Annotated in this window: 23 protein-coding genes, 1 tRNA gene and 1 pseudogene; 6 read left to right on the forward strand and 19 right to left on the reverse strand. The window is 34.7% G+C overall.

The annotated features are described in order from the left end of the window. Window positions 1-2: 2 nt before the first annotated feature. Entirely contained in the window at window positions 3-356 is a 354-nt protein-coding gene (locus tag JF75_RS06460) for a YlbF family regulator (RefSeq protein WP_046332343.1), read from the reverse strand. 14 nt (window positions 357-370) lie between these two features. Beyond that, window positions 371-2,428: a PBP1A family penicillin-binding protein gene (locus JF75_RS06465; protein WP_046332344.1), complete on the reverse strand. Its 2,058-nt coding sequence runs from the start codon at window positions 2,426-2,428 to the stop codon at window positions 371-373. A gap of 84 nt (window positions 2,429-2,512) precedes the next feature. Here JF75_RS06465 and JF75_RS06470 point away from each other — a divergent pair, with 84 nt between their 5' ends. Further along, window positions 2,513-3,382, forward strand: coding sequence for an RluA family pseudouridine synthase (locus JF75_RS06470; protein WP_046332345.1), 870 nt, complete (start codon window positions 2,513-2,515; stop codon window positions 3,380-3,382). 180 nt (window positions 3,383-3,562) lie between these two features. Here the strand turns inward: JF75_RS06470 and JF75_RS06475 are convergent, their stop codons facing one another. Both JF75_RS06475 and JF75_RS06480 read right to left on the reverse strand, forming a co-directional pair. Further along, the gene (locus tag JF75_RS06475) at window positions 3,563-4,477 is read right to left on the reverse strand and encodes a proline-specific peptidase family protein (protein ID WP_046332346.1); all 915 of its coding nucleotides are present in this window, start codon (window positions 4,475-4,477) and stop codon (window positions 3,563-3,565) included. Window positions 4,478-4,496: 19 nt separating this feature from the next. Next, window positions 4,497-6,263 (reverse strand): oligopeptide ABC transporter substrate-binding protein, encoded by a 1,767-nt coding sequence (locus tag JF75_RS06480; RefSeq protein WP_046332347.1) that lies wholly within the window; start codon window positions 6,261-6,263, stop codon window positions 4,497-4,499. A 182-nt stretch (window positions 6,264-6,445) separates the two neighbouring features. On the opposite strand from JF75_RS06480, the gene JF75_RS06485 reads away from it, so the two are divergent. Beyond that, entirely contained in the window at window positions 6,446-7,813 is a 1,368-nt protein-coding gene (locus JF75_RS06485; RefSeq protein WP_046332348.1) for a serine hydrolase domain-containing protein, read from the forward strand. Between the two features lie 75 nt (window positions 7,814-7,888). On the opposite strand, the gene JF75_RS06490 is transcribed toward JF75_RS06485, so the two are convergent. The 8 genes from JF75_RS06490 to JF75_RS06525 all read right to left on the reverse strand — a co-directional run bounded on the left by JF75_RS06490 (window position 7,889) and on the right by JF75_RS06525 (window position 14,878). After that, entirely contained in the window at window positions 7,889-8,668 is a 780-nt protein-coding gene (locus JF75_RS06490; protein ID WP_046332349.1) for an alpha/beta hydrolase family protein, read from the reverse strand. A gap of 171 nt (window positions 8,669-8,839) precedes the next feature. After that, window positions 8,840-9,739: a ketose-bisphosphate aldolase gene (locus JF75_RS06495; protein ID WP_046332350.1), complete on the reverse strand. Its 900-nt coding sequence runs from the start codon at window positions 9,737-9,739 to the stop codon at window positions 8,840-8,842. Window positions 9,740-9,827: 88 nt separating this feature from the next. After that, on the reverse strand, window positions 9,828-10,871 hold the full coding sequence (locus JF75_RS06500; protein ID WP_245190730.1) for a PTS fructose transporter subunit IIC: 1,044 nt from the start codon (window positions 10,869-10,871) through the stop codon (window positions 9,828-9,830). A gap of 80 nt (window positions 10,872-10,951) precedes the next feature. Further along, window positions 10,952-11,281, reverse strand: coding sequence for a PTS fructose transporter subunit IIB (locus tag JF75_RS06505; protein ID WP_046332352.1), 330 nt, complete (start codon window positions 11,279-11,281; stop codon window positions 10,952-10,954). A 6-nt stretch (window positions 11,282-11,287) separates the two neighbouring features. Continuing rightward, a complete protein-coding gene (locus tag JF75_RS06510; protein ID WP_046332353.1) occupies window positions 11,288-11,764 on the reverse strand; it encodes a PTS sugar transporter subunit IIA in 477 nt (158 codons plus the stop codon). Window positions 11,765-11,777: 13 nt separating this feature from the next. Beyond that, window positions 11,778-12,215, reverse strand: coding sequence for a PTS sugar transporter subunit IIA (locus JF75_RS06515; protein ID WP_046332354.1), 438 nt, complete (start codon window positions 12,213-12,215; stop codon window positions 11,778-11,780). Then, a complete protein-coding gene (locus JF75_RS06520) occupies window positions 12,196-13,686 on the reverse strand; it encodes a BglG family transcription antiterminator (protein ID WP_046332355.1) in 1,491 nt (496 codons plus the stop codon). Before JF75_RS06520 ends, JF75_RS06515 begins: the two co-directional genes overlap by 20 nt. A gap of 328 nt (window positions 13,687-14,014) precedes the next feature. After that, window positions 14,015-14,878 carry an aldo/keto reductase gene (locus JF75_RS06525; protein WP_046332356.1) on the reverse strand — a complete coding sequence of 288 codons (864 nt, stop codon included), beginning with the start codon at window positions 14,876-14,878 and terminating at the stop codon, window positions 14,015-14,017. Window positions 14,879-15,002: 124 nt separating this feature from the next. Between JF75_RS06525 and JF75_RS10785 the strand changes: the two are divergent. Beyond that, window positions 15,003-15,114 (forward strand): annotated as a pseudogene (locus JF75_RS10785) (histidine phosphatase family protein); the annotation flags it as partial. Between the two features lie 180 nt (window positions 15,115-15,294). On the opposite strand, the gene fba reads toward JF75_RS10785, so the two are convergent. The 5 genes from fba to JF75_RS06555 form a co-directional block, all read right to left on the reverse strand. Beyond that, complete coding sequence (gene fba / locus JF75_RS06535; RefSeq protein ID WP_046332358.1) at window positions 15,295-16,209, reverse strand: class II fructose-1,6-bisphosphate aldolase; 915 nt, start codon at window positions 16,207-16,209, stop codon at window positions 15,295-15,297. Window positions 16,210-16,306: 97 nt separating this feature from the next. Next, window positions 16,307-17,992 (reverse strand): arginine--tRNA ligase, encoded by a 1,686-nt coding sequence (gene argS, locus JF75_RS06540; protein ID WP_046332359.1) that lies wholly within the window; start codon window positions 17,990-17,992, stop codon window positions 16,307-16,309. 255 nt (window positions 17,993-18,247) lie between these two features. Then, window positions 18,248-18,895 (reverse strand): L,D-transpeptidase, encoded by a 648-nt coding sequence (locus tag JF75_RS06545; RefSeq protein ID WP_046332360.1) that lies wholly within the window; start codon window positions 18,893-18,895, stop codon window positions 18,248-18,250. Between the two features lie 41 nt (window positions 18,896-18,936). Then, window positions 18,937-19,779, reverse strand: a complete 843-nt coding sequence (locus JF75_RS06550) for an NAD(P)H-hydrate dehydratase (protein WP_046332361.1) — start codon at window positions 19,777-19,779, stop codon at window positions 18,937-18,939. A 1-nt stretch (window position 19,780) separates the two neighbouring features. Further along, complete coding sequence (locus JF75_RS06555) at window positions 19,781-21,061, reverse strand: serine hydrolase (RefSeq protein WP_046332362.1); 1,281 nt, start codon at window positions 21,059-21,061, stop codon at window positions 19,781-19,783. Between the two features lie 101 nt (window positions 21,062-21,162). On the opposite strand from JF75_RS06555, the gene JF75_RS06560 reads away from it, so the two are divergent. Further along, window positions 21,163-21,246, forward strand: a tRNA-Leu gene (locus JF75_RS06560). A 657-nt stretch (window positions 21,247-21,903) separates the two neighbouring features. On the opposite strand, the gene JF75_RS06565 is transcribed toward JF75_RS06560, so the two are convergent. Next, window positions 21,904-22,566 carry a hypothetical protein gene (locus tag JF75_RS06565; RefSeq protein ID WP_046332363.1) on the reverse strand — a complete coding sequence of 221 codons (663 nt, stop codon included), beginning with the start codon at window positions 22,564-22,566 and terminating at the stop codon, window positions 21,904-21,906. 610 nt (window positions 22,567-23,176) lie between these two features. Between JF75_RS06565 and JF75_RS06570 the strand changes: the two genes are divergently transcribed. Beyond that, window positions 23,177-23,401, forward strand: a complete 225-nt coding sequence (locus tag JF75_RS06570; RefSeq protein ID WP_046332364.1) for a PspC domain-containing protein — start codon at window positions 23,177-23,179, stop codon at window positions 23,399-23,401. 203 nt (window positions 23,402-23,604) lie between these two features. Further along, window positions 23,605-24,720, forward strand: coding sequence for a pyridoxal phosphate-dependent aminotransferase (locus JF75_RS06575; RefSeq protein ID WP_046332365.1), 1,116 nt, complete (start codon window positions 23,605-23,607; stop codon window positions 24,718-24,720). Between the two features lie 217 nt (window positions 24,721-24,937). Here JF75_RS06575 and JF75_RS06580 read toward each other — a convergent pair whose 3' ends face one another. Beyond that, the gene (locus JF75_RS06580) at window positions 24,938-26,581 is read right to left on the reverse strand and encodes a putative polysaccharide biosynthesis protein (protein ID WP_046332366.1); all 1,644 of its coding nucleotides are present in this window, start codon (window positions 26,579-26,581) and stop codon (window positions 24,938-24,940) included. Window positions 26,582-26,625: the final 44 nt, after the last annotated feature.

Here is a 26,625-nt window from a genome sequence, read left to right on the forward strand (position 1 = left end):
TATTATTTATTCCTAAGACCGTCATAAAGGTCATTAATTGGCTTAGCAATTGCTTTTTGAACATCATCAATAGTTTTATACATACTTTGTTCAGCCTGCAAGAGCTTTAATATTTGGGCATCTTTTTGCACCTTTTCATTTAATTTTTTATAATCCTCTTCTAAGTCCTTAGGAAAATCTCTTCCTTCAGACTGTGAATTAATAATCTTTGTCTGCATCTCATCCATCTGTTTGAACAAAGCTGTACTTTCTTCATTGTTTTTAACCGCAGCAATAGCATCACTTAAAGCCTTAAATTCGTCAAGCTTTTGTAGATCAGTTGCTACTTGATTTGCTGAATCATAAATATTAATCATCTTTTTCCTCCTAATTAATGACCGAAAAGTCCTTTAATGTCATTATACCATTCATTAATTTTTTCTCCTGCTGAACCTATGCCTTTTTCGATTTTATCTCCGAAGCCTTTTGTCCAATCCGAACCTGCACCGTTATTTTGAATAATTTGCTTTGGCGCTTGTTCTTTAAATTGATTTTGAGCTGTATATGGCAAAATACTTTCCATTTCAGCCTTATATAGCCTGGTAATACCAGTTTCTGAAACGCCATGCATGAAGTGCTGCTGATTAGTACGGTCAAAGCCAACCCAAGTGGCTACCACAACGTCCGGTGTATAGCCAACAATCCACTGGTCTTTAGTACCAAAGCCATAAGAGTTTGGTACTTCCGTTGACCCAGTTTTACCTGCAACTCGATAGCCGGCTGGTTGAGCGGATGTTCCAGTTCCTCCTGCAAACACTCCTAATAGCATGGTAGTCATTTCTTTAGCAGTATTTTCCGAAATAATGCGGTGTGTGCCAGTATCATGATTTTCAGCAATTACATTCCCACTAGCATCAGTAATCTTAGTGATGAAATAAGAATTATTAGGCAAATTACCTTTATTGGCAAAAGCCGAATATGCTCGCGCCATTTGAATAGGCGAAACACCTGTTGACAGTCCACCTAAAGCTAAAGCAAGATTTTGGTCTTCTTTGGGCACCTTGATACCAAAATTATTAGCAGATTGAACTCCTTTAGATACCCCAATTCGATCTAATAACCAAACCGCGGGAACATTTTTACTTTGCGCCAAGGCAGAATACATTGGGATTTTATCAGAATAACCGTTGTCAACGTTATGCGGCTGATAACCATTCTTACCAAAACGCTGCAGTTTGTTAGAAAGCTGTGAATCATAGTGATAACCTTGTTGCAGCGCTGGAGCATAAGAAACTAGCGGTTTAATCGAAGAGCCCGGCTGTCTCTTCATTTGAGTAGCACGGTTATAACCACGGAAAACATGTTTGCCTCGGCCACCGACTACAGCTCTAACTGCACCAGTTGTGGGATCCATTACTACTGTTGCACCCTGAGGTTTCGTACCATCAGTCGCGTTTTGTGGGAACAGATAGCCTTGGTCAAATTTTTGTTGCAGCTGACTTTGATAATTTTGATTAAGGGTTGTATATATTTTCAACCCTTTATTCATTACATCTTCTTCTTTTAGCCCATAGCGGTTAATTGCCTCGTCCACCACTGCATCAAAGAAATAAGGGTAACGATAGCCATCTTTATTATGATAAGTATCGTGTAAAGTTAAACCAATTTTTTGTTCACTTTTCGCCCTGGAACTTGATAATTTTTTATTATCAACCATTAAATTTAAAATCAGGTTCCTCCGAGACAAAGCGTAGGTCATATGATCAATTGGGTTATATTTACTTGGATTACGTAAAATACCGGCTAATGTTGCTCCTTCTCCGATTGTCAACTGACTAGCATTTTTGCCAAAATATTTTTGACTGGCATCTTCAACCCCCCATACACCATTGCCAAAATATGCTTTATTAAGGTACATAGTTAATATGTCTTTTTTGGAATAAACATGATTTATCTCAACAGCAAAAAAAAGTTCCTCAACTTTACGAGAGAATGTTTGTTTTTGCGTTAATAAAGCATTTTTAGCCAATTGTTGCGTAATAGTCGAACCACCACCAGATATTTGACCACGATTAAGAATCAAACCTAAAGCGGCTCTGCCCATGCCTTTGATGCTAAAGCCCGGGTTCGTCCAGAAAGTACGATCTTCCGTAGAAATAACGGCATTTTTTACATTAGGTGAAATTTTGTTATAACCAACATACGTACCTTTTTGTGAGTATAGTGAACCAGATTTTTGGCTTCTATAATCGTAAATACCAGTTGTAGCTGATAATGATGCCTTTAAATTTGAAATATTTGAAGTTTTAACTTTAACGGTATAATAAGTACAAACCAATAACATCACGGTAAGCAAAATCAAAATGATCCAGCGACCGATAAAAAAACGGTTATCAAAACGGTGCCATAGGCCACCTATCCCGTTTTTCTTTGGTTCATTGTTTTCCATTTTATCTGCTCCTTTAGAAACAACTAAAATTGTATCATATTAAAGGAAATTACCTTTATTTTCAAAAAGATTTAACAAATATTTATGAGCTATTATTTTACCTTTAACTTTCCCCAAAATCTCAATCCGTGTTCTGTAAATAATTTATTACGTCTATTACTCATTCCGAGAAAATGGCGTCATTTTTTACGCGTTGAACGAAAAGTACTGATTAATGGCAGATACTATCATTTTAATCAAAAAGTAAAGCCAAAGGATAAAGTTGAACTCTGGCTCAATCACGTTGAAAGTAAGCAACATACTTATCCAGCAAGTGGTAAAAATCCAGAAGTGATTTATGAAGATGACAATCTCTTAATTATAAATAAACCTGCAGGACAAAAGACGCATCCTAATTCAAATGAAACTAATACAGCTTTGAATGATTGTGCCACCTATTTAGGATTTTCCCCTTTTATTGTACATCGGCTAGACATGTTAACCAGTGGTCTACTACTGGTTGCCAAGAACCCAGCTGTTGTTCCTATTTTAAATCGCGAATTAACCAGTAAACTTTTTCAGCGCGAGTATTTAGCTGTGATTAATATTAATGAACCGATAGCTAACAGAGGAACAATCGATTTGCCAATTGGCCATGACCCACTTGATCAGCGCAAACGCAAGATAATAAGTAACGGTCAAAAGTCAATCACACATTATCAGATTTTAAAGCATTTAGACAATAATACTGCTTTAGTTAAATTAGAACTGGAAACAGGAAGAACACACCAAATTAGGGTTCATTTGGCTGCGATTGACTGCCCAATTGTGGGAGATCCACTGTATAACCCCGACTTTAAAAATGAACAATTTTTGCATTTAACTGCGTATCAAATTTCGCTACAAAAACCTTTTACATTAGATAAACTGAAAGTGAAATTACCAGATGAAAATATACCTTTACTGCAAAATTAAAAGACCGTTTATCAAACGATCCACAGTCTTCTTTATATAATTAAAATTTCTAAATATAGTTCTTTAAAATTCAAGTTAGATAATTTTGCTAATAAATAATAAAACTATATGCCTCTCCTGCTTGCAGCTTATTAACAAATTTTAATTCAACAAAATCTATTTAATAGGATTTTTAATAATTTAATCACCCACGAAAGTACCGGCTTCAACTTCACGTATAAAGTCTGCTACATGTTTGTAGTAAACATCAGGATTATCAACCATGTGATGATGTCCTGCATTCGGTGTAGTAACTAAGCGTGAATTAGGAATCTCACGTTGCATAATCTTTGCAGTCTCAAGAGGCATAGTATCTTCTTCACCAAAAGTCAAAAGAGTCGGCATTTTTATTTGCTTTAAATACTTTCTAAAATGCCAATCTTTTAATTTACCAGTTACCACAAATTCATTATCACCTTGAAAGGCATGGTACACAGGCAAACCACCGATACGCTTAATATGATATAACTTGCATGGCTGTCGCCGATCAAGAAAGTTAATATTTAATATTTGAATATCCTCTTGATAGCGTTTATTGTCATAATCATTGTTTGCTTCACATTCACGCATAAAGTCAATTTCCGCTTGTGGGAAAATTTCTTGCCTACGACGGTTAATTGACTCAATATAGTCATCAGTATCATCAACCATAGAAGAAATAATTGTACCTTTTAAGTGTTGACCATATTTAACCGCATATTCTTGCGCGAGCAAGCCGCCCCAGCTTTGTCCAATCAAGTAGCAATTATCAAGACCAAGCTTAGCGCGAACTTCATCAACTTCGTCGAGAAAGTATTCATAAGTTAAATATTTGGCTGCAATTTCAGGATCATCATAATCCGGTTGATCTGAATAGAGCGAACCTAATTGATCATACATAGTAACTTGAACATGTAGTCCCTGCTTTGCTAATTGATCGGCAGCGTCTTCCCAATATTCATGATTTCCTCCAGGACCTCCGTGAAGGGCTAATAAATGAATATCACCTTCACCTTGGGTACTTGTCCACAAATGATAGCCATTATCTAAAGTGATGATTTTTGTTCCAGTTCTCATTAAAATTTACAGCTTCTTTCTATTTAGTAAAACCTACTTCATTCCATAAAGGATGATTATTGTTTTGTTTTGACGGCTTAAGCGAATAGCCCGAAATCTTATCATTAACAGCAAAGATCTGATAGGAATTATCAACTGGGATAACATAAGCTTCCTCATTCATATATCTTTGCCATTCATGAAATTTTTTAACTCGATAATCATGATTAAAAGCTTTTTGTGAATTTATTTCATCCAAAAGCTGATTATTTTTTGCAGTTACAAATCTGGTCATGTTAAACGGTGCTGATTCACTATAATATGGGTGTGGCGAAGGCTCAGTAGGTGTTGACCAACCAGCCAGATACATGTCGATGCCCTTATTATCGTGTTGCAACTTATCATAGAAAGAATTGTGTTCAATTAAACGACCCGTGGACAATTGTACATTCAGTCCAACTTTATGCCACTGCTGCAAGTAGTTTTGAACTATTGGCTCCTGAGTAGTGTCTCCACTCATAGCTGCAAAATGAATTACCAAAGTCTTGCCATTTGGCTGAACGCGCCACTTTCCTTTCTTCTTGTAACCCGCTTTATCCAAAATCTGATTTGCCTTTTTTAAGTCGTAATTATATCCTTTCTCAGTTTTATCAAAGTAGTCACCAAACTTTTCGGGAACCAAAGTTTTTACTCTAAACGTTAAACCATATGTATAACGCTTATTAACCGCATCAACATTCATGGCATAACCTATTGCCTGCCTTAAAGCCTTATTATTCATCTTAGCATTAGGATTCATAACATTCTTGCTCTTTTCAGCATCCCATTTTCCTACTTTAAAGCCTAAATAATGATAAGCAATTGGGATTTGGGCAATGAAGTTCACGTTTTTGGTATTTTTAACTTGTGGCCACTGGGTATTAATTACAGGAATAATATCAAATTTATGACTTTTAATTGCTTGAGAAGCAGAATTAGGAGATACCACTGATATAACAACTTTATCTAATTTTGGTTTCCCTCTCCAGTAATATTTGTTCGGTACCCAGGTTGCAGATTGCCCTCTAACTAGTTTTTCAATCTTAAACGGTCCGAAAAATAAGGGATTCTTCCTGATCCTATCTGAAGACTTTAATTTAGAAAAAGGAATATCTTTTAAATAATGATAAGGTTCAACTGCTTCCCAAAGCGAACGACTTCCTGCATTTGACATACTTGGATTTAAAGCTGAGCAGTGTAAAACAACTTTACGGCCATTTTCTCCATCAGGCATTTCAATTCCAGAAATAGTTTTAGCTTTGCCTTCGTGATATTCTTTTAAGCCCTTTAAGACTTCAAACTGACTGCTATACCGCGGACAAGCTGTATCCTTGTTAGCTAAAATCTCATACGCATATTCAAAATCTTTAGCTACTACCTGTTTACCGTCAGACCATTTAACGCCCTTTTTAATATTGATTGTGATCGTCTTTTTCTTAGGATCTAATTTACGTGTAGCTGGACCTTTATCAGTGACGCCATATTGATCATCACTATCAAATAAAGTTTCTTGACCGGGAGCTGCAACCATCGAGTCTACATCTTCAGAGGAAAGTTCTTGTGAAAAAATACCTGAAAATGGAGTATCAGTGACAACTGCAACTTTTACAGTTCCACCATTTTTAACATTCTTTTCAGGAGTTTCAACAGGAAATTTTTTTACTGTCTTAGTGTCATCACTATTGTTAGCACTTTTATTGCAAGCTGCCAGTGTAAGAGCGGCTAGAGTCAAAATACCAGCAGAAGCAAGCTTACTTCTTTTTTTCATAAAAATCACTCATTTCATTATGTTTTACTCATATTATTAATAAATTTGTCATTTATGTCAAATTGTATCATCATATATTTTAAAGGAGCATTTAAAAAGATTTTTATTTAGTGTAAAATAGCAAATGCTTCTGTATAATTTTAGTATGGAAAAATAATTATAGAAAGAGTTAGAAAGTGAATATGAACAAGCAAAAAATTGCCGATTTAGCTCAAAAAGCTATTGATACTTTTAATTTACCTAGTTTAGGAATTGGTGTTTATCACAAAGGTGAAAGCTATAGTCATGTATATGGTCAAGCTGAGCAAAATATTCTTTATCCTTTAGCATCAATTTCCAAAACATTTTTTGCTACGGCTGTTTGTCAATTAGCTGATGCAGGTAAAATCGATTTAGATGATCCTTTGAAAAAATACTGGCCTGAGCTTAAGCTTGAAGATAAGTATGCCGAAGACCATTTAACATGGAGGGATGCACTTAGTCATCAAAGTGGCTTACCTGCTCATGATCTGATGCGCTTCACTAATATGAATAAGCATGACCTTTCTTTAAAAGAAAAAGCAGAGCACGTGGGTTATTTAAAACCTAACCATGAACTGCGTTATAAAATGCAATACAGCAACCTAGTTTTTGCATTAGCCACTTATGCTTTTGAACAAGCAATTGGTGCAGATTATGGTACTTATGAACGGCAGCACTTGCTAGAACCACTTAATTTAAAAAACACTTATATTAACCACCATGAAGCACCAAGAGAAAATATAGTTAAACCATATATTAGAGATAATGGAATTACGAAAGAGGTTCCTTTTATTGCACCAGGTAAGGTTGGCGGTGCCAGCAGTATGCTCGCAAGTATTTCGGATTTGCTAACTTGGGCCGAATATCAACTAAAATTGCAAAAAGAAAATAACGGTAATGCCATGGCTGAACACTTTTTGCCTCAATCTATCATGCCTCCAAGTCGCGCCTACGGTGGCGCTAATTTTGGTGCTTATGGTTTAGGCATGATGATGGAAGATTACCGCGGACACAAATACTTCTACCATAGTGGTTCATACATTGGCTACTGCTCTTTCATGGGCTTTGTACCAGATCTTGATCTAGCTTTTGTTTCAACCACAAATATGGATTCAACAGATGCAATTTTTGCTTTAGCCTACCAGACCATTGATGAAGCTATGGGCATTTCAGAAACTGATTGGACAAGCAAAATAAAACAGATTGTTGATCAAAAAGCAGCAACACGAGAAGCTAATATTGCTGAACTAAAAGGAAATTCACCCCAAAATGTTGTGGCTAAGGATAACCTTTTAGGTGACTACCAAAACCCCGGTTATGGCCTAATTACATTAAATGAAAAAGATGGTAATTTAACAGTTACTATTGGCAAGTGGGATTATCCAGTTATTGTTAATGAAAAAGGTAAGATGTTTGTGGAAGAAAGATTATATCAACATGAGCTTTTACCAATTGAAATTCAACAAAATCAAGTTTTGCTTTGGACAGAGCGCGCACTTAAAGAACCAACTACCTTTACAAAGTTATAATAAAAAAACTTAGCTTTTATGATTAAAGCTAAGCTCAAAATAGTACTTATAAACCAGCTTTAATTAAGCTGGTTTTTATTTGATATGTGAATTAATCCATGGGACGACTTTACTAATAACTTCATTAAGTTTGGTAAAATCTCCAGTTTCAACATTGTAAGTATGATTTGCATTTTCAACAGTGAACAAATCCACATTATCCATGTGACAGTTTTTAATAAAATTGAGACTGATATTCGGATCCAAAGTAGGATCGCTGGTACAAACTTCAACTAAAATAGGATTTTTAAAGTTTTTAATGTTATCATTCAAAGTTGTCTTCAACTCATCAAAGAATCTGCGGTAAACCAGTTCAACACCGCCGCTACTAGTATGAACAATGCTGTAACCTAGATTAGCCATTTCAAATTTATCATAGGTCATTTCAAGAGGCTCTGATGTATTGATAGCACCATTTAGAGAAACTATGATTTTTGCAGGTAATGTCGAACAAGTAAATGCTAAACGACCACCAAGGCTATGACCTAAAAGTCCCACGCTATTTTCTTCAACATAAGGTAAAGACTGCAAATATTTAAAACTTGCTTTAACCTCATCAGTCATCACTTTCATGCCATAATTTTCTCTTGAATAAAGGTTCTCTCCCATGCTGCACAAGTCAATTCTTGCTGCAATAATTCCGGCTTCAACAATTCTTTTGCTAATTCTGGCCAGCATATGATTATCATTATTTCTGGAAGACATGAAACCATGAATCATCAATACAGCGGGAGATTTACTACTTTCATCCGGAATATCAATTTGCATTGGCACATCATGATCAATACATTTTAAAAATCTCAGTTCTTCGCGCAATTTTTATATCACCTCAAAAAATATTTCATTATTCATCCGTTACAAGATACATTATACTGTTAACTCTAAATTTGTACACCAATACAATATATTGAGTGTTCAAATGTATATAAAAAGTCTACAACTACTTTTAAACGTTGTAGACTTTTTATGTAACAATTTAGTTTTTAGTTAGATTTTATCTGCTCGCCAAGGATCTATACCCTCATATAATTTGGCTTTGCCAATAGAATTAAATAGGTCATTTTTATGATGAATAACCTTTTTCCCTGCTTCAATTGCTTCTGGCAACAAATGATTAGGATCCCAACCGTCATTTTCAGCTAGAATTTCACGAGTCTTTTCAAAGAAGGCGTGTTTATAATCTGAAGAAATATTAACTTTGCTAATACCGTTCTTTACTGCTTCAGCAATCTGTTCGTCTGGATTTGAAGAACCACCATGCAAAACTAGAGGTGTATCAGGAACTGCCTGAACTATTTTTTGTAAAATATCAATTCTAATTTTAGGAGTAACATCAGCAGGGTAAATGCCGTGACTGGTACCTATTCCTACTGCTAGAGTATCAACACCTGTTTCTTCGACAAATTTTTGAGCTTCTTCAGGTGTGGTGTAAATCCCCTCTTTTTTATGTCCTTCAACATGAACTCCAGTTTGACCAATAGTACCAACTTCACCTTCAACAGAAACACCAACTCTATGAGCCATTGTTACTGTTTCTTTAGTTAGAGCAACATTTGTATCCCAATCTTCAGCTGACATGTCAATCATTACCGAACTAAAGCCATCATGAATTGCTCTAGCTGCACTATCCACAGAATCACCATGGTCAAGATGAAGTGCCACAGGAATTTTACTATCACGAATACGTGTTAAAACATAGCTGATAAAGTCATCTTTGCAATATCTTAACTCTGTTGGGTGGATCATAATAATTGCAGGGGCATAATCAGCTTCACATTGTTCAATTGAAGTTCTCATTAATTCCAGGTTTGAAACATTGTATGCTCCTACTGCAAAATTGTTATTTCTTGCTACTTCAAGTAGCTGATTCATATTTACTAAGGTCATTTTTTCTCCTCAAATACTAAATATAATAAATTTAAATATTATTAACTTCTTTTTATAAATTAATTTTGCATCACTTCCTCTAATTTTTTTATTGTAAATTCACTCCTGAGAGATCAACATTCTTTTCATCATCTTGACTTTCATCTTGAGTTTCATTTACCTCTTTATCAGTCAACGGCTTTTTAATAATTGCCAATAAAATTCCTGTTACTAATGAACCTGCTACTAAAGCAATTACAGCAACCAGCGGCTTAGACATAGCTGGAATTACAAAAATTCCGCCAGAAGGAACTGAGCTCTCATTGCCCCAGCCATAACTAATCATTCCTGTAATGCCACAGCCAATCCAAGTACAAGGCAAAGTCCGTAATAAGTCGTTCATTGCAATAGGAATAACACCTTCAGTTATCATGCAACATCCCATCGGAAAGGCTACTTCAATATTTTCAATTTCTCTTTTGGTATAAATATTTTTATGAAATAGTTTGGCAAAAAAGTAAGACATAGTAATTCCAAATGGTGGCACCATGGCCGCTAGGACTTTAATTCCTTCAGGCCCTTTGATTCCATCAAGCAATAAGCCATCACAAATTAGGTTTGGAATTTTACTGATAGCTCCACCAAAATCAGCACAACCAATCCAGCCAATTAAGAAGCCATATAAGGCTCTTTGTGACCGATCTAAGCCAGTAATGAAATGATTAAGAGCGGTCGTGGCAGCAGTTAATGGTTGACCTAATAGGAAAAACATAATCAGAGCTGTAAAAATTGCAGTAACAGTTGGTACTATTAACATAGGCATCAGTCCGTTAGCCCACCGAGGGACTTTAATTTTTCTAATACCTAGTGCGATATAACCAGCAATAAATCCTCCAATGATACCGCCAAGAAAACCTGCTCCCAAAAAAGAAGCTATCTGTCCTGCAAGAAATCCAGGCGCAATACCCGGTCTATCGGCTATTGAATAACCAATATAACCGGCGATGAACGATGGTAATAATCCCATTCCCAGCACACCTAAAGTGGTCATGCTATTGGGAAAGTTCATTTGTGCAAGGCTTGTTACCTGCTTACCGCCCATCAGATTACCTATGGCTATCAATAATCCAGAAGCCACAACTAATGGCAACATGTATGAAATGGAAGTTAACAGATGCTTTTTGACGGCTGATCCAGCTTTTTTAGCACCTGTGACAAATGTATTCATTTAAATCACTCCTTTTGACTCTTTTTTTCTTTCACTTCTTCTTCAATTTTTTCCAGCAATTGTTTGGGAGCCTTTACAACAAGAGAAGTACCTACTTTTACTGTCGGAATATTTTTAAAACGCTCGTTGCCAGTAGTTGCAATATCAACAGCCAGCAATGCCACATCTGCCTCAGCTATTTGCTCAGGAGTTAATGCATTTTCTGTACCAATTGTTCCTTGAGTTTCAATGTGAATTTCATCCCCCAATTCTTTGGCTGCTTTTTCCAACTTTGCCTTAGCTAGGTAAGTATGGGCAATACCAGAAGTGCAAGCACAAACACAAACTATTTTCATAATTAATCATCTCCCTTTGTTTCCACACAAAAGATCAATAACATCTTTCTTATTTTTGGCGTCATGTAGCTTATCAATGAAATCATCATCAGACAGTAAAATTGCCACTCTTTGTAAAAGCTTTAGGTGCAACGTATCCGCATCTTGATCCCTGACTGCAAATAAAATTACGGCTGTAACTGGTTTATCATCTAAAGTTTCCCAAGGTATAGGATGATCACTTAGACCAATCGCTATCATAGTATTTTTGACGGCTTTTGATTTGCCGTGTGGAATTGCCACCCCTTGACCAATTCCAGTTTCCCCTTCTTCTTCACGTAGAAATACGTCATCAATGAAGTCTTGGGTATTCGTAATATCGTCATCCTCTTTCAAAAGATTACTAAGCTCTTTAATTACATCTTTTTTAGTTTTTCCATTTAAATGAAGGTCAATCAAGTTTAAATTAATGACTTTCGCAATATTAATTTCTTTTTCAGCCAAATTTTTTGACCTCCTATCTTTTTAAAATCTGAACAATTTCAGTTGCACTTTCAGCTTTGTTTATTTCTGCAATAACATTGTCATCAGCCAACTTGTCGATGATCTGAATTATTTTTTTAAAGCTTTTGTTGGATTTTTTTATTATTCTAGGAACTATTAAACAGATAAGCGTATTAACCTTGGAATCATCAAGACAATCCCAGTCAGCGACTAGAGTTTGTGATTTTATAATTAATAGCCAAGGCGTAAAATCAAGTTCTAAAATTATGTGGGGAATGGCAATCCCTTTTACTAAAGCCGTATTAGCGGTTTTTTCTCTCGTTAACAAGCTTTTTAAAACTGTTACTTTGCTCACCTCCATTTTGGGAGCGACAATATCAGCTATAATTTGAAAAGCCGCTTTTTGATCTGTTACATCAAAATCATAACTTTCAAGCAAAATTTCGTTCATTAATGATGTTCCTTACTACATTTCTGACTTTCTGTTCATCCTTTTTCGTAAAAAAGGCACTTACTAATTCGACAGGAATCTTTCCGTGATAATTAATAGGAACTGTACTAATTAGCAATTCAATTTCAGGCTCATTTTTGATAATACTTTCAACATCATAATTTGAAGCTAACCCAACAATTTCAATTTCAGGGATTGAATTTTTTATCTTGGTGGAAATAATTCCGGAAGTCCCAATACCTGTTGTGCAAATAACATAGGCCTTAATCTTCTTATTTGATTTATTATTTTCTTCATAATATTTAGCAAAGTACAAACAGATAAATCCAGTTTCATCATCCGAGATTACCGGTAAATTAAATTTTTGACTTGCTAAGGTGGCAGCTTTTTTAGTGGCAGTAAAAACTTGCGGATATTCTAGTTTAATATCTTTTAAAAGGGCATTTGGTAAGGATATCTTCATTTTCAGCCTGCTAATCATGGCCAAAACATGATTTTTAATTTCATCTTTTATAGAAGGTGAAAAGCTGCAATGTAAATAAGCGGAAACTTTGGAAATAAAAAAGTCGGTAACCTGATCTGCCAAATCGCGATCATCAAGAACAATGCCATCAAATGAATTAAAGCGAGAAGTTAGCAGATACTTAAATAAGTAATAAACTTCGGAATCTAATTCTTCTCCTTTAAAGCCTAGATACTTTTTCATGTTTGATACAATACTTTTGCAAATGCTAAAAATTTCAGGATTCATTTTAATTTCTGTTTGCAAACTGGTATCTAGAGAAATTGACTTATCCATTGCCTTAAATTTTTTTGCCCTAATCAAAAGAACATAAATATGAGCAAAGAAATTTATATTATACGGATAAGGTAAAGAGCCATTTAAAACTCGCAGTGCCATTTCGACCTGGCTCAAAGCAAAATTAAAATCCTTTTGATCTAATTGAGAAGTATTTTTTCGCAAAGTTTCAATGTCCGTAGACTTATTAATGTGAAGAACTACCTCCATCAAAGCACTTCTGATGTCTTTTTCATTGCCAGTAATCTTTACAGATCTTTGTTTGCTTTCAAGTTTTAAATTCCACTTACTTATTCTTTTACCGATTTGCTTTTCATCATTTCTCAAGACAGGTTCGCTTATATACAAACTGTTAACTAAGTCATAAATTTTAACATCATTGGGGGATGCAAAAAGCAATTTTGCCAGCATGTTCTCCTGTCTTAGTTGTGTTGATGAATCATTATGGACATTGTTATTTGCCACATTTAGATAATTTGAATAGTTTAGCTCATAGCCCCGCCCCCTTTGAGAAATAATTATTGGTTGAGAATATTTTTTATTGATACTATTGATATGGCGAGCAATTGTTTTTTTCGAAACATTTAAACCATTTGATAGTTCCTCAGAAGTAATGAACTTATTGTGAAGCTTGAGATAATCAATAATTTCTTGACTAATTTCTTTATGCACTGGTCATACCTCCTGATATTTTTATTTTGCCATTCATGTAAACGCTTAAATAATTAAAAAGTGTCCGTTGTTTGTTTCTACAACGGACATTTATATTAATTGTAAGTAAAAATAAGCTTATCAAGAAGTTACTTTATTAGTTATAAATCGACTTAATTTAAATTTTTTAAATACAAAAAACCTTCTATGCTGAAAATCAGTTTAGAAGGCAAGTTTGGTATTTGATTGTTTTTATTATCAAGTTAAATCAAGAAATTAACTTTATATTCCGATAACTTATTCGAAAAATTTAAACTATAGTTTACTTTAGAAGATTTGAAGTATTCTTTTATCTTTTTCCACCAAATACTGGAAAATGACTCGAAGTGCCATAATCAAAATTATGAATATTCTCCAAAGTTTTCATGTCTACATCACTTATTTCAAAATTCAATTCTGAATTTTGTTTCATATGTTCTGGATTTACAGACTTAGGTAAAACTACGGTATTAAGTTGCCAATCGTAACGAATACAAAGTTGTGCAACTGAAACTTGATATTTTTCTGCCATACTCTTAATAGTATTATTCGTCAGAGCCTCACCGTGAGCAACAGGCGAAAATGACTCCACAACGATGTCATGTTCTTGACAAAAATTAATCAACTTTTTTGGTGTTGCTCCAATATGACACAAAATTTGATTTACCATTGGTTTAACATCACTGTTGTCAAATAAATTCTGCAAATCCTTCGGCTGAAAACTGGAAACACCAATTGCGCGTAATTTTCCTTCTTTCATAGCATCTGTTAATGCTCGCCAAGTCTCTAGATTTCCTTCAAAATGGCGATCATCTGACTGATTAACTTCCTTCCAAGGTTGAGGATTGTGAATAATCATCATATCTAAATAGTCAAGATCCATGCGAGTAAGGGTTTCATCAATTGACTTTTTAGCTTCTTGATAATTTTTGATTTCAGCCTCTACTTTAGAATTAACAAAGATTTGATCACGGCTAATACCTGAATCTTTGATACCCTGACCAACTCCTTTTTCGTTATGATATGCCTGAGCAGTATCAATATGCCGGTAACCCATTTTTAAGGCATTTTTCACAGGTGCAGCTACTTCATTATCCGGGATTTTCCAGGTTCCTAATGCTAGTTTAGGGATTTTTACCCCATTATTAAGTGTAAATGTTTCTTCAAAAATCATGTTTATCCCTCCATACTTCTTTTCTTGAGTATAACGCTTAAATTAGACTTTAAGTCAATTTATTTCATTTAGATTTTATGATATTTTTGTTTACAATTAAATGTATATATCCGAGAAGGTAAAAATGAAATATGTTTATCTAATGCGTAACGGACAAACTTTGTTTAATGTCCAACATAAGATCCAGGGATTTTGTGATTCACCTCTAACTTCTTTAGGAATTAAACAAGCAAAAGAACCGAAAAAAGAATATTTTGAACATGAGAAAGTCAAATTAGAAGAGGCACATTTTTCAGTCTTAAAATATAATTATGAAAATAATGTTTTTCGTTTGCAATCGATTTTTAATCCCAGTTGTTAAAATAAAAAAGAGACCAATCATTCAGATTGATCTCTCTTATATTATAATTATTAAATTATTCCAAGTTCAATGAACTCTTGTCAAAACCTGCTGACTTAATCTTGTCATCAATTGATGGAGTACCAAGCCAAGTGATCATTTCCTTCATTGAAGCTGTAATTGCTTCTGTACCTGGAAGAAGAAGCTTACGAGGATCGTAACCCTTGTTCTCTTTATCTTCATCCTTATGTGCTTCAAAGTACTTACGAGTAGCAGCTTGGAAAGCTAATTGAAATTCAGTGTTAATGTTAACTTTAGAAATTCCGAGAGAAATAGCCTTCTTAACTTGGTCTTCAGGAATACCTGAACCACCATGTAATACCAATGGAACAGAAACTGCATCAGCAATTTCCTTCAAACGATCAAAGTTTAAACCTTTCCAGCCTTCTGGATAAACACCATGGATATTGCCAATACCACAAGCAAGTTTGTCAACACCTGCAGCTACGAAAGTTTTTGCGTCTTCAACAGAAGCAAGTTCACCACCATCGGCACCTTGATTTTCACCAATTTTACCGATTTCGGCCTCAACTGAAATGCCACGTTCATGCGCCAACTTAACAATTTCTTTAGTTTGAGCTAAGTTCTCTTCAGTTGGTAATGCATGACCATCAAACATAACTGATGAGTAACCAAGAGCAATACATTCTTTAGCAGCTTCAAAGCTACCGTGATCTAAGTTCAATACAACTGGAACAGAAATATCCATCGCATCAATTTCGTCTTCAACTAAGTCCTTAGCAACTTTATAGCCACCCATGTACTTAGCTGCACCCATTGACACCTGAATTAAAACTGGGGTTCTTGTTTCCTCAGCTGCCTGTAAAATTGCACGTGTCCATTCCAAGTTGTTAGTGTTATAAGCACCTACTGCATAATGGTTTTTACGAGCATCTTTAAAGATTTGATTACCATTATCTAAATATGCCATTAAATATACCTCCTATTAAACTTACAGTCATATTGTATCGTATTAATTAATCGTTGAACAATCTTTTATTTGATGTAAACGTTATTATTTAAAACTTTTACATTTCTTTAGGAGCATTCACACCTAATAGACGCAAAGATTCAGTTAAAACAATTGAAGTTGCCTGAACTAGTGCCAATCGAGCACTAATTTGATCATCATCTACTAAAACTTTAACATTTGCATAATACTTGTTAAATTTCTTAGCTAAATCAAGAGCAAACTTAGCAATAACTGATGGTTCAAACTTATCACTGCTGCGAGCAATGATACGAGGAAAATCAGCAAGGGACTTAGCAACACCAAAAGACCAGTCATCATCAATTTGTATATCTGTTAATTGCGGTTCGTGACCTTGAACGGCTGCCTTGCGCAAAACACTTTGTGCACGAGCATTTGTATACTGCACATATGGACCTGTGTCACCTTCAAAACGAACAACTTCATCAAGGTCAAAGTCAAAGTTTTCAGTTCTTTCATTCTTTAAATCATGAAAAATAACTGCGCCAACTCCAACATCATGAGCTACTTGATCTTTATTGGTCAAATCAGGATTTTTCTGCTCAATTTGTTTTTGAGCTAGTTTAACGGCATCTTGTAAAACTTGATCAAGAAAAACCACATTGCCTTTTCTAGTAGATAACTTTTTACCATTTTGAGTAATCAAGCCGAAAGGAACATGGTAAATTTCATCAGCCCAATCATAACCCATTTTTTTCAAAACAGATTTTAATTCCACAAAGTGCTGAGCCTGCTCATTACCGACTACGTAAAGCATTTTGACAAAATGATAAGTTTTCATACGATAAATTGCAGCTGCCAAATCACGTGTTAAGTAGATACTCGTACCGTCAGATTTAACAATCAAAGCTGGATTTTTATCTTCACCCATGTCAACCACTTGTGCACCGCGAGATTCATGTAAAAGTCCCTTCTCTTTTAGTTCATCAATCACGGGTTGCATTTTATCGTTAAAGAAAGCTTCACCTTTATAAGAATCAAAAGTAACTCCTAATTCTTTGTAAATACGGTTGAAATCAGCTAAAGATACATCACGGAACCATTGCCATAATTTAACTGCTTCCGGATCACCGTCTTCTAGTTTTTTAAACCATGCACGTCCCTCATCATCAAGTTCTGGATGCTTTTCAGCTTCTTTGTGAAACTTGACGTAATATTTAAATAAATTCATGATGGGGTCTTTTTTAACGTCTTCTTCAACGCCCCAGTGCTTGTAGGCCGCTATTAATTTACCAAATTGCGTGCCGTAATCACCCAAATAGTTGATTTTAATTGGTGTGTAACCAACTTTTTGCAGGGTCTTGGCAATTGAATTGCCAATTACTGTTGACCTTAAGTGCCCCATCGACATTGGTTTTGCAATGTTGGGGCTAGACATATCAATAGGAACATTCCCCTCTCCCAATTTTTGGTCACCATAATGTTCTTTTTGTTGCAAGATTTCTGTGAGAGTTTGTGAAATCAACTTGCTGTGATTGATAGAAAAATTAACGTAGGGTCCAACAGCTTTAATTGCAGCAAAGTCGCTGCTTTTTAGTTTGTCTGCAATATTTTGCGCAATAACTACAGGATTTTGATGCAGCACTTTTGCCAATGCAAAGGCTGGAAAAGCATAGTCACCCATTTTTTCATTTTTTGGTCTTTCAATTAATGAATTGATTTGATCTTTGGGAAGGTCAACCTGACTAGCGATTAAGTCAACTACCTTATCTTTAAAATCCATTTTTCCTCCTAAATGCCAAAAAAAGTCTCTTCCTCATTATTTGAAGAAGAGACGAGTTATAACCCGCGGTACCACTCTATTTGATACAAAGTATCCGCTTATTAAATTTGCTAAATTATTAGTTAGACACGCCTTCAGTCATTTTTCCAGCTTGACTTTCACCAACTCAAGCTCGCTTTTCTAGAAAAAAGCCTACTACTCCTAACCACTTTCATCAAAAGATTATAACAGTAAATGAAAGCTTAGCCAAATTTTTTAGTTATTTTTGATAATTACTTTGGTACCTACTGGAATATTTTCAGCCAACCAGCGTGAATCAGGTACGCTTAATCTGATACAGCCATGAGAGGCAGGCTTAACACCTAACTTTTCAGCCTCTTTGATGTTGTATTTGCCATTACTTTTTGTAGGAACCGAATGAAAAAGATAAACATTTTCCTTGTCCCAGCTGGTCCAGTTATTAGCACCTTCATTTAATTCAGGATTATAAAAAGAGTCTCCACGACCATTTTTAATTTTATAATTTCCTGTTGGTGTCAATGACTTGCCTTTTTTAAACAAACCAGCACTTGCCAGCATGGTGTACACTCGTTTATTACCCCGCAAGATGTAAACTCGATTACCCTTGAGGGAGACTCTAATTGTTAAGTCATTTTCGAGATGCTTAATTTTAGGATAAGGCTTTGTCTCACTTGGCTTTTTCCAATTAAAAGGAGAACGTAAATCCTTTGGGTCCCGGTACGGTCGATAAGATGCTGCGGTTTTAATAACAGCTGTTTTCTTCGCTTCCTTAGTTGAGTTTTTAGTTTCTGGCTGAGATGGCATTGAAATTCGTGCCAGACTAATAGCACATATTAATAGAACACAAAAAGCAGTAAGAACTTTTAAAAGACTTTTCTTCATGTTATAACCTTTCTCCCAACCAAATTTTTAACGTAAAATATCTAATTAGCATATTGACTCATTAGCTGAGGCAACATTGCACTTATTTCAGTCGGTCGCACTACATAATTATTTTCAGCAATTTTATCGCCTGCCAAAGAATGAATAAAAACTGCAGCCAGAACAGAATCTAAACTATCACCAAATTGAGCTGTAAAGCCTCCTATTATACCAGCCAATGTATCTCCCATTCCACCTGTAGCCATACCGGGATTGCCTATTGGATTTACAAAAATCTGATTAGATTTGGTATAAACATGAGTGTGATTTGATTTTAAAACCAAAATAGCATTTTGAGTAGGAAAAATCTTTTTTAAAGCATCTAAATTCGCACTGTCAGTCTGATATGAAATTCTAATTTGACTCAACCTTTGCCATTCCATCTGATGTGGTGTTATGACCACTAAACCGACCTGAGTTGGAATTAATTTTGCATCCTGACTAATCATGTCCAAAGCACTTGCGTCCAAAATTAATATTTGATTTTGAGAAATATTTTGACATATCGTTGACATTAATTGCAGGGCAAAAGTGCCGGAGCCCAAACCTGGTCCACAAACAATAACATCCATTTTTTTCATTAAATTTACCAAATTCCGGTCACGCCAGTCAATAAACATGACCTCAGGATTACGCGCATGCAGTGCATCCAGGTTTACTGCATGGGTAGCCACAGAAATTAGTCCAGCACCACTATTAAGTGCAGCCTCGGCTGCCATGATAATTGCACCACCATAGTTTTCACTGCCACCTATTAATAAGACCCTGCCGTAATTGCCTTTGTGAGAATTACTTGGCCTTTTTTTAATTACTTTGGTCAAAATATCTTCTGTAATTTCTGCCATATTAGCCTCCAAATAACCAGCGCCAAAACCTTACAAAAATGTTTACTCGATTGGTTGATTCTAAAGCCTGGGCGGACAACATTAGACCATCAGGACTTTGCAATGAAATAATTTTGTTTTTGCCAATCTTGAAGTAATAAGAGTTAATTTTTTGCCCTTTTTCTACCGGAGCTTCAACGATTTTGGATGTTAAACCTACCCGAAATTTAGAACCATTTCGTGGTTTCCAGATTAGTGTTTTATTTTTAATACCAATATTTATCTGCCTGGCTTGTCCATTGTGAACTGCCATATTAGTGTGACCAATAATTATTTCATTACGCTGAAAAACTAGGGGCTCGTATTTTTGATAAACATAGTTGAGCAGTTTAGCTGTTTGAATAAAACGGGCTGGATCAGTGTTAGTAACATGTTTTGCGCCCATGATTACAGTAATGATTCGCCCACCACGATGAGGTGCAGTCGCAATAAAACAAGCACCTGCGGCGTCAGTTGTTCCTGTTTTCAAACCATCGATTTTTAGATTTTTATGGTATTGCGGCATCCCTTTTAGCATCCAGTTAAAATTGCTCATTGGCGTTGCCATATTTTGGTCAATAAAGTCCATCTTAGCAATTCTAGTCGTCTTAAGTACTTCGGGATAATCCTGTATTAATTTCTGCCCTACAATAGCCATATCCTTGGCAGACAACATATTTTCATCATTTTTACCTGCCCCAGGATAAGCATCATTACCAACGCTTTTATTGGGCAAGCCGCAAGTCGTATAAATACGAGCATCTTTGATACCCCATTTTTGCAATTGCTGTCTCATTTGCTTAACAAAGGCAACCTGAGAACCACTAACTGCTTCTGCTAACATCATTGCGGCTCCGTTAGCGGATTCAATTAAAGTTGCTTGATACAATTGTCTAATCGTATACGTGTGCTTCATACGCAAGGGAACGTTTGAATACTCTCTGTTACTGGCAACGGCAAATATTTGCCGAGTAGGTGTAACCTTAGTGTTCCAATTTATTTTTTCCTGATCAATTGCCTTTAGGGTTAAATATGCGGTTACCAGTTTTGTCATTGAAGCTATTGGCAATGGCTGATTAATATTTTTGCCATACAATAATTGCCCAGTCTTACTATCAACTGCTATGGCTGCCTTGGCATCGATAGCTACATTACCTTGATTATAATTATCAGGCAATTTTGCAGCAGCATTTACGTCAACTGGCAGTGCCAGTAATAAAAGGCTGATAAAAAATAGAATGGCGGTTTTTGCTTTCTTTTTCAAGTATGAGTCTCCCTTCCCTGATATTTTTTGGATTATTTTACGTTTTATGCTTACATTTTACCAAATTTTTGGTATGATTATTACTGTGCTAAAAATAATAAGCCCCGATGGCGGAATTGGCAGACGCGCAGCGTTCAGGTCGCTGTTTAGGTAACTAAGTGAAAGTTCGAATCTTTTTCGGGGCATATTTCAAAATATCAACAGCAGGATATAAAGCTGTGGCAGTCGTCGTGCAAATAATTTTGGTTTTTATCAAATTCTGTTGTTAAAAAGTAATTAAAAAAGAATCAAGCAGTTTATTAGCTGCTTGATTCTTTTCCTTTTACCTTTTTTCCTTCAATTTAATCCTAATTAACAAATTATGGAAATTGGAATAATCAAAAACTGTGCATTCGATTTGTTTTATTTTGCGATTGAAGCTCTCCAAGATATCTTCGGAATAATCCGATTTTGTCCCGTTATTACCGCTTTAAGATTATACTTAAAAGTTAATATAATTTGGCCTCTGCCTGTCAACATCTTCTTTAGCACAATTGACTTTTTTAATTGCCTGCAGCTTTTTGGTGACCAAGGCATAACAAAATGACTTCAGCAGGTTATAGGCATTTATGCAGGCACAATCATTTGTAAAGGTTGTGACTCTCTTGTTCATCTTGAGCAATCTGCTATTCTAATTTTTGTAACTTATCTTTCAAAGCTGCGTTTTCTTATTTAGCTAAATTAATCTACTTTTTTCAATAGAACTTTGAAATATTCGTTTTGCAATTAATTTGTACATATTTTTCCACCAACCTGTTTAATTTTGTACATATAAATGGCAATCAGTTTGGAGCAATGTAAAGTTATTTTTTCTCTGAAATAAATTTTAATAAATTTTCTCCTAGTTCAGTAATTTTCCATCCATAATCTTGGTCATCATTCATACTAATTCTCGTACTATCTTCATAACTAAGTAATAATCCATTAGATACACAGCTTAATATAACTTCATGCTGTTCTATATTTGATCTATACTTTTTTTGTAATTTTTTAAATTCTTTATTAGGAATCTTTTTTCTCCCATCTTCCCTAAAAGTATTATACCAAAGTTGCAAAAATTCAATTGATATATCAGGTGTATTATTCAAAGTTAAAGTAAAAAATGAATTTTGCTGATAATCAAAATTTTTTAAAGTTACAGTATTAAAAATTGCATTAGCTAAATACTCTCTTCTTTTTTCTAAAGCTGCTTTAAAATATGCATCTAATAAATTGTACAAATCGGCTTTCATCAACAATGCATTTTCACCAGAAAGATCTTCCAATTTTTTTAAATCTGATTTCTTAATTTTGGCCAACTTTTTTTCTAGCGGCTCAAGCCTTGTATTTATTTCATTCAATTTGTTATCGGAAATATTTTTATTAAGTACAGCTAAAATATCCCCCCAAATTGGAACATATTTTTCAACTAAATGTTCTACAGTATTTCTAAAAAGATTAGATATTTCATTATTTTCCTTGCTCATTTTTACATACCTCAAAAACGATTATAAAAGCCTGGTCAAAATAACCAGACCTTCTTAAATGAATAAATAAGAATTCTCAACACCTGTTAAGAATTCACGAAGGAGACGGGATTTGAACCAACTACTCAGGGATTAAAAGTCAGATGCTCTACCAACTAAGCTAATCTTTTGTAGCGAAGACATTTAAATAACAAACGAGAAACCTTACCTTAACCTACAAAAGAGTTAATTTTGCCATTGAAAGACTTTCATCTTAATCTTTCAAAAATATCATAATACAAATAAGTGAATATCGTCTAGGTAACATCACTGAGTCTCCCTTTTCTTTTTGCAATCCAATATGAGTTTGATGAATTTGGGTATAATTAGTATTTGTTAATATCTAAAACAAGTTTTTTGGCATACAAACAATACACATCTAAAATGTCATATTCAACAACTTCTTTAAAATATAAAAAGTACTACTTACCAAATTACTACTTCTTAAGTCATTAGTTTATTCATTTACTGGGCTTTAAATTGTAACTAGTATTTTTATAATAAAAAAATATTTTAATATATACTTTAATGATTATTTTGTATTAAAATTAATACAAAAGGAGGCACAGTCATGCAAAAACGATTAACAAAATCCAAGGATAAAGTTATATCCGGAGTATTTGGCGGTGTTGCAGAATATTTTGGTTGGGATAAAGCGTGGACCAGAATTGGTGGTGCAGCATTAATACTATGTACAACCTTTCCCGGACTGCTTTTATATATTATTGCTGCTATTGTAATGCCTGAAAAAAATCGTCATGATGATACTCTTGATGGTGAATTTCACAAGCCTTAAACTGATTATAAAAATATAATTGAATTTCAACACGTTATTTAAGCCTTTCAAAACTAAATTAACGTGAGATTAGCTAAAAACCCAAGTATATATGGGCAAAACTGCTCAATTATACTTGGATTTATTTTTTAGTTAAGTTGACCTTTTTTTAATTAAAGAATATGATTTATACAATAATTTACTTAAAGAAAGGTTAGCGTATTATGAGCTTAGACGTTAATATACTTCCCTCCGACTACATTGACTTGTCTATTGGAGATTTTCGTTCTGGAATAAACAAAAGAATAATTGATAAATTGGTAAAAAGAGTTGAGAATGCTGGAAATGGATATACTCCGGGTTTGGGACTGCCTAAACTGAGAGAAAAAATTGTGTCATACTACAGTAAAACCTACGGAATAAAGGATATTGACATCAATAATATTCAAATTACCGTTTCGTGTCTACACGGTGCTTTTTTATCATTAAAATCACTCATTAATACTAAATCCGATGAAATTATTGTTGTTGCTCCTTTTTTCCCTTCATATTTAAATTTAATTGCGGGAGTTGGCGCAACTCCAGTAATTGTTAAATCAGAAGCACCCACTTTTGCACTTCCAATTGAGCAAATCAAAAAAGCCGTAAATACAAATACCAAGGCCATCATTATTAATTATCCTAACAATCCTACTGGGGCCAGTTTATCGCAAACGGATCGGGAATTCTTGAATAATCTTTGTGAAGAGAAAAATATTTTTGTGATTGACGATCACGTTTACAGCGATTATCCCAGTAAATATCAATATCAGCCAATTTCAACTGATATTTCCCATCAAATTTTAGTAAGCAGCTTTTCCAAAAGTTTTGCCATACCAGGAATACGTCTTGGCTATGTCATTGCACCAGCCAATATTATTGAGCGGGATGGCTTTTATAATGAAGGAATCACTTTTAGTTCCCCGACTATTAGTCAATTCATCGGGGAAATAATTTTGGAAGAACCAGAGAAATATACCCACCATATCGCAGAAATCAAACAGACAGGCGCAGAATTAACTAGACTTTTTGCTACGAGTAAGTATTTTCCTTCCTCCTCATACATGGGTGGCTTATACATGTTTATTGAAGTACCAGAGGCTATCAAGGACATTGACTTATACTATAAATTGCTGGAAAAACACTTCCATGTAATTGTGGCCAAGGGAAGTGATTTTCAATATTCAGAAAGATACTTCAGAATTTCCCTATCAACTGAAAAAGAAATTTTATTAGAAGGTGCTCAAAAAATTATTGATTGTGTAGATTATACCTTGAATTATGATAAACAGAAGGCATAAAGTTATAATTTTAATTAAGTTGAACAAATAAATTCAAGATTGGTATATTAAAAGCAGCTCATCAATTGCTAGATAGAATTTTAGCAATTGATGAGCTTTTTATTTTACCTAATTTTTTAATTACACCGCATAATTAATCTTAAATCGGTTAGTTAAATAAAATAAAAAATGATACCGAAAGAATATCGATATCAAATTTAATTATATTGGGTTTTGTTTAAGCACGAATGTGCAGTTTATCCAATATAGGAATAATTTTATCCCCAAGAATTTTTTGTGCCAAATCAGACTTAATCGCAGCAAATCCGTAAAATAAGCACCCGACAATAATGGATATAACTACTATAATTAACGACTGCAAACTACTTGCAGGATTCAAGAACAATTCAAGTCCCTTTTCTACTGCCAAAACGATTAAAAACATGATTACAGAAAATGCGGTAATTCCGATAAAACGCCTTCTTGTTCGATCTTGGTTAAAATTATAGCCGACTTTAAGGTGTTTTAAAGCCATAAAGATAATGACAAGCATCCCTAAATTAGTTGCAATCAATGGTCCAAAAACCTTAAACAAATAAATCATTGGATATTGCATCAAAATTTTTATAATCAAGCCTAATAATAAATACTTTATCGCAAGACCATTTTCTGATAATCCCTGCAAAATCGCCATCAATACAGTGAATAAACCCAAACTAATTGCTGTAAAAGATGATAGATATAATACATTTGCACCCAGCTTATCATAACCATAGAAAATTGTATAAACCGGTGTAGAAATTGCTGCCATACCAAAAGAAGCAGGAATCATGACGAATAGAAATAAATCTAAAGTGTTGCCTATTTGATTTGAAATCGCGTGAAAGTCATGCTTCGTATGTGCTGCAGACAACAAAGGAATTGTTGTCACTGCCATTGCACTGGCAAGAGACACGATAATCATTATCAACTTATTGGCATTAAGGGCAAATAACGCATACCAAGTCTCAATTGTATTATTAGATGCATTGATTAAGCTAGCAATCATGGGATGAAAAGAATATTGATCCACCAGATAAAAAAGCTGGATACCAGCATCAATAATAATAAACGGAATTGCCTGAGCAATAATTTCTGCAAAAAGAGCAGAGGTTGAAACTTGGATTTCATTATTAGAGTTTTCAACTAATTCATTAAGCTTCTCACGTCGCGAAAGCAAAAACCAGGCTAGAACGGCAATTCCAAAAATTGCTCCGATTGCTGCAGCTAAATTTGATTGCACAACAGCGTCAACAAAGTTGCCGTGTTGCACCTGCATAATTACATAAGCAGTTAATAACATCCAAATAACCCGCGCCAGCTGTTCCACAAACTGAGACATGGCCGATGGCATCATATCTTCATAGCCCTGAAAATATCCCCGCATGATGCTTAACACAGGAATAATCAAGATAGCGTATGACAGACTACGCATGACTCTTACCTGTCTGGGATCAATCTGCGAGCCGTTAGATGCCAGAAAAGGCGAAGCAAAGTACATTATTGCAGCTGATATGATACCCAAAATTACCATTAAAATCAGACCACGATGAAAAAGCTTACGTCCTACACCATATTCATTAAGTGCATTGTATTTAGCTACCTGCTTAGCAACAGCACCTGGAATTCCTGCTGTAGATATTAAAATAAAAATACTATAGATATTATAACTTCTAGCAGTTAATGCATTGGCAATATTACCGTAAGGTGACATCCAATAAAACCATGGAATAATATAGAGTGCCCCTAAAATACGTGACGTAATAGAGCCAAAGGTCATCCACGCACTGCCCTTAATGAAGGTATTTTGTGTATTTTGTTCAGTTAAATTATTTTCTCTCATTAATATTCCCTAAATCTAGTTTTCTAACTATATTATTGTGAATG

This window comes from Lactobacillus kimbladii, from assembly GCF_000970755.1.
Taxonomy (GTDB): domain Bacteria; phylum Bacillota; class Bacilli; order Lactobacillales; family Lactobacillaceae; genus Lactobacillus; species Lactobacillus kimbladii.